The organism is Pseudomonas sp. K8, from assembly GCF_014889455.1.
In the GTDB taxonomy this organism is placed as follows: Bacteria; Pseudomonadota; Gammaproteobacteria; order Pseudomonadales; family Pseudomonadaceae; genus Aquipseudomonas; species Aquipseudomonas veronii.
The window spans coordinates 1-647 of record NZ_VJWO01000192.1; the positions used below are offsets into that span (position 1 = coordinate 1).

Below are 647 nucleotides of genomic sequence, written 5' to 3' on the forward strand. Positions count from 1 at the left end.
CTGGAGTCCAGCCAGGACCCGCTGCTGCGCCAGTTCCTGCACGGGCAGCCGGACGGCCCGATCCCGTTCGATGCCGCGCCCCGCGCGAAGGTGGCCTGATGCCGTTCGTTGAAAGCACCCGTTCACTGGGCCGGGCCGGGCTGTTCTCGCTGACCGTGCTGCGTGGTTCGCTGCCGACCGCCGATTTCCTGGCCGAGCTGACCCGCGAGATCTACAAGGTGGGTGCGCGTTCGCTGCCGATCATCGCCGTCGGCGGTGCCTTCGTGGGCCTGGTGCTGACCCTGCAGGGCTACCGCACGCTGACCACGTTCGGCGCGGCCGATGCGCTGTCCACCCTGCTGGGCCTGTCGCTGTACCGCGAACTGGCGCCGGTGCTGACCGCGCTGCTGTTCATTGGCCGCGCCGGCAGCTCGATTGCCGCCGAGCTGGGGCTGATGCGCGCCACCGACCAGATCAAGGCGCTGGAGCTGATGGCGATCGATCCGGTGGCCAAGGTGGTGGCGCCGCGCTTCTGGGCGGCGGTGCTGACCGTGCCATTGCTCACCGGCATCTTCTGCTCGCTGGCGATCAGCGCCAGCTACTTCGAGGCCGTGCACGTGCTTGGCCTGGACAACGGCGTGTTCTGGTCGGCGCTGAGCAACAGCGTG

At 69.2% G+C, this 647-nt stretch carries 1 protein-coding gene; it reads left to right on the forward strand.

Going from position 1 to position 647, the window contains the following annotated elements; all coding sequences use genetic code 11:
* Window positions 1-98: 98 nt before the first annotated feature.
* The coding region (locus INT12_RS30930) for an ABC transporter permease (RefSeq protein ID WP_193059233.1) at window positions 99-647 on the forward strand (549 nt) is incomplete at its 3' end.